The following is a 3,288-nucleotide window of genomic DNA, read 5'->3' as shown; positions in this document are numbered from 1 at the left end:
AGCGATCGCCTTGGCGTCGGTGTAAGTTGCCGCGAGCGGTTTCTCACAGAAGACGTGACACCCGGCCTCGAAGGCGGCAATCGCGACCGGCGGGTGGAGGTTGTTGTGCACGCAGACGCTCACGGCGTCGAGGTCCGCGTCGTAGAGCATGTCGCGGAAATCCGAATAGACGGAGGGGATATCGTACTCGGCGGCGAGCGAATGCGCCGATTCCTCGTCGATGTCTGCAACTGCTACGAGAGATGCGTTCTCTATAGTAGTATACTCTCGCGCGTGAAGCTGTCCGCGATTACCTGCGCCGACGATACCGATGTTAATTGAATTCACGAACGATGATGCACGATACATCATCATCAATCCTTTCGTCACGGTAATCGGAGGAACGAGATATCGAAAATCGGTGGAAACGGCGCTGTCTTTCCATACGGAACCGCCTCGTCGTCGATGAGAGGTTTCGTGCTTCCCCGAGGGGAGCGACCCGGGCAAAATCACTTCCGATTATCAAACTAAGCGGCAGTAGTGCCGAAAATGGCGTGATCGAAGAATTTGGAGGATAGAGACTATGAAGCGGAAGTATTCGAAATTACAAACTCCATATCGCTATATGAAATTACAAGGATCGAAGATGGAGTAGATGGTGCAAACACACGGCATCAACGGTTCTACCGGCGACAATCTGGTAAAATCACATCGAGGTATGTTACTTGTTCGCGGGAGCCGATTGCGTCGATCACGCGACGGCAGTAACCACGCTCAGATCGGTCGCCAGTATCTCCGTCCGTCGTCACGGACCAGTCGGCCCCAACTCGGGACTGGGAAGTGGGCTCCGCTCCCGATGTCGTTTGGGTTCGCGACAGCAAAAGACGTCGGTCGGCGGAATATCGAACCGGGTTTCGGACGGCAACCGAGTACAGTCGGACGGTCAGTCGGTCACCGGACGAGCGATGATTCCGGAGGGATCGACGAGTGCTCAGTACGACCAGCGCCCGCCGAGTTTGAGTTCCTGCTCGTATCCGGCGTCGATCAGATCACGCGTGTCCTCGCGGGAACGGCTCGGAACCTCACGGTCGGGTTCGGTGAGGGCACAGATGGCGTCCGCGATGGTGACGGCGTGCTCGCGGAGGTCGCGGAGGTCGACTTTATCGAGGGTATCGGCGTGCGTGTGACCCCATCCGCGACCGCTCTTGTCGGGACTCGTCGAGGAGACCATCACGCCCGGAACTCCCTCTTGGACGAACGCCCACTGGTCCCCGTGTGGCGAAACGGTGTTGCTGGAAACGAGCGGAATCGACCGTTCGTCGGTCACCACTTCGAAGGCGTCGAGGAGTTCGTCGAACTCGTTCGCGTTCACCGAAAGGGTTCTGTCCCGTCCCGCGCCGTCGATGTTGACGATACACTTCACGGTGTCGAGGTCGTACGTGTTCATCGCGTGGTAGGCACCCTTGAGTCCGATCTCCTCCGAACCGAACACGACGACGCGAACGCGCGTTTCGAGTTCGTCCTCCATTCGGGCGAGCAGGCGGGCGGCCTCGGTCGCCAACACGCTTCCCGCACCGTTGTCGTTCGCGCCCTCGGCGATATCGTGTGTATCGACGTGGGCCGTCAAAAGGATCATTTCGTCGGTGTCGGGACCGATGTCGCCCAGGACGTTGACCGACGTCGAAGGCTCGTTTCGACAGTCCACATCGACCGTGACCGAGAGGTCGCCGTCCTCGGCGTGACGGGCGAGACGCGCCCCGAGTTCCTTCGAGACGCCGACCGCCGGGATCGAACCGGGGCGGTTATCGTAGCCCACCTCACCGGTCGGCGGGAGACATCCCTCGATGTGGTTCGTGAAGACGAAGCCGACCGCTCCGGCGTTGGCCGCGCTGACGTACTTCTCCATCCGGTGAATCCAGCGGCCGTAATCGTCCGGCGTTTCGCTGGAAGCCAGTACGATCTTGCCATCGCAGTCGGCCGTTTCGAAGTCCCCCGGTCGCCCATACCCGACGTCGACCAGTTCACCCTCGACCGTTCCGGCGGGCGTTCCCGGGAGCGCGATGACCTGATAATCCTTCTCGTAGCGTTGGCTGTGACTCCCGGCGGTCTCGATGGAGGAGGTACCCCGCCACCAGCCGTCGATGTCGAATTCGTCGAGGTGGACGTCTCGCAGGCCAATTTCTTCGAAGTAGCCTTCGAGGATTTCCGCGCCGTCCTGTTCCCCTTGCTGTCCGGCCATTCTGGTTTCGAGGTCGACGAGGTCTTTCAGGACCTGCCACTGGAAATCGTTCCGGTACGCGTCGCCGACGATGGCGTCGGTGAGTCGGGTCATGGATGCAACCGTGCGGCGATAGCGCAAAAGCGTATGCCTCTCGGAAAAGAGCGACAGCTGCAAAACAGCTGACCAGAAATCGGCAGAAAATCGTCCGAATCGTCATCAGTTGGTGGTACGACAACCGAGCGGTGTCAGGCATCCAACGTTCGTCCGATAACGTACCCGGCCAAGCCGAGCGGAATACCGGCGACGAAACCGGCGAGCAGAACGACGCCGCCAAATAGGACGATTCTGAGGAGAGCGACCGATGAGGTGACCCCCACCCCGGCGTCGAGAGCGGCGAATCCCTGAGTGAACACCCACAGTCCGGAACTGACGCCGAACTCAGCCGCAAGAGCGGACGCGAGCGCATCGGGGCTACGATAGCCGAGGAAGGTAGCCACGAGGACGCCACCGACGACGAGTATCGGGGAGAGTGTAACCGAGAAAGATATGACGGAAACAGGTGAGACGGTGCACACGACGACGGCCACTGCCGCAACACAACCCCAGACGAGCAGCGGGCCGTACTGCTCGTCGGCGATGTGAAGGCTTCGGAGGGAACGGAGCGGACGAAGCGATTCATCGTCGGACCGCAGGGACGAACCGATGGCGTAGCCGAGCGGCCCGGCGACGAGTACCGACACACCGATGGAAAACCACGCGGCCCGGCGGGCGGCGCGAACGGCGAGTTCGAGCGTCGCTGGTTCGAAGAGCGCCGTCGATGCGGCGTCGAACGCGAACACCGGAAGGGTGGCGACGAGTATCGCGACGAGGACGCTCCCACGATACCAACCGACCCCCGCCGCGAGGAGGAAACCGGCGACCGCTGCGAGCGACAGGAGGGTAGGACCGAGGAGAAGCGTCGGTGCGACGAATCGCAAGGAGATCGCGAATACGGCCATCACGAATCCAGCGACCAGTGCTCGGATACTGGTCCGGGATGGTCACCGACGAAGAGGGTTCGAGGAACCGTCGAGGGCATCGTAGGGATT

At 60.9% G+C, this 3,288-nt stretch carries 3 protein-coding genes; all 3 read right to left on the bottom strand.

The window, feature by feature from the left end:
- The coding region (locus WBV42_RS05625) for a Gfo/Idh/MocA family protein (RefSeq protein ID WP_423985157.1) at positions 1–327 on the bottom strand (327 nt) is incomplete at its 3' end.
- Positions 328–970: 643 nt separating this feature from the next.
- Positions 971–2,311, bottom strand: coding sequence for a M28 family peptidase (locus WBV42_RS05620; protein WP_423985156.1), 1,341 nt, complete (start codon positions 2,309–2,311; stop codon positions 971–973).
- Between the two features lie 134 nt (positions 2,312–2,445).
- A complete protein-coding gene (locus WBV42_RS05615; protein WP_423985155.1) occupies positions 2,446–3,198 on the bottom strand; it encodes a hypothetical protein in 753 nt (250 codons plus the stop codon).
- Between the last annotated feature and the right edge of the window lie 90 nt (positions 3,199–3,288).

The organism is Haladaptatus sp., assembly GCF_049589095.1.
Taxonomy (GTDB): domain Archaea; phylum Halobacteriota; class Halobacteria; order Halobacteriales; family Haladaptataceae; genus Haladaptatus.
This window is presented reverse-complemented; position numbering and strand designations above follow the sequence as displayed.

Coding starts and splice junctions, on each gene's coding strand:
- WBV42_RS05620 (WP_423985156.1), bottom strand. CDS start 2,311: ATGACCCGACTCACCGACGCCATCGTCGGCGACGCGTACCGGAACGAT.
- WBV42_RS05615 (WP_423985155.1), bottom strand. CDS start 3,198: ATGGCCGTATTCGCGATCTCCTTGCGATTCGTCGCACCGACGCTTCTC.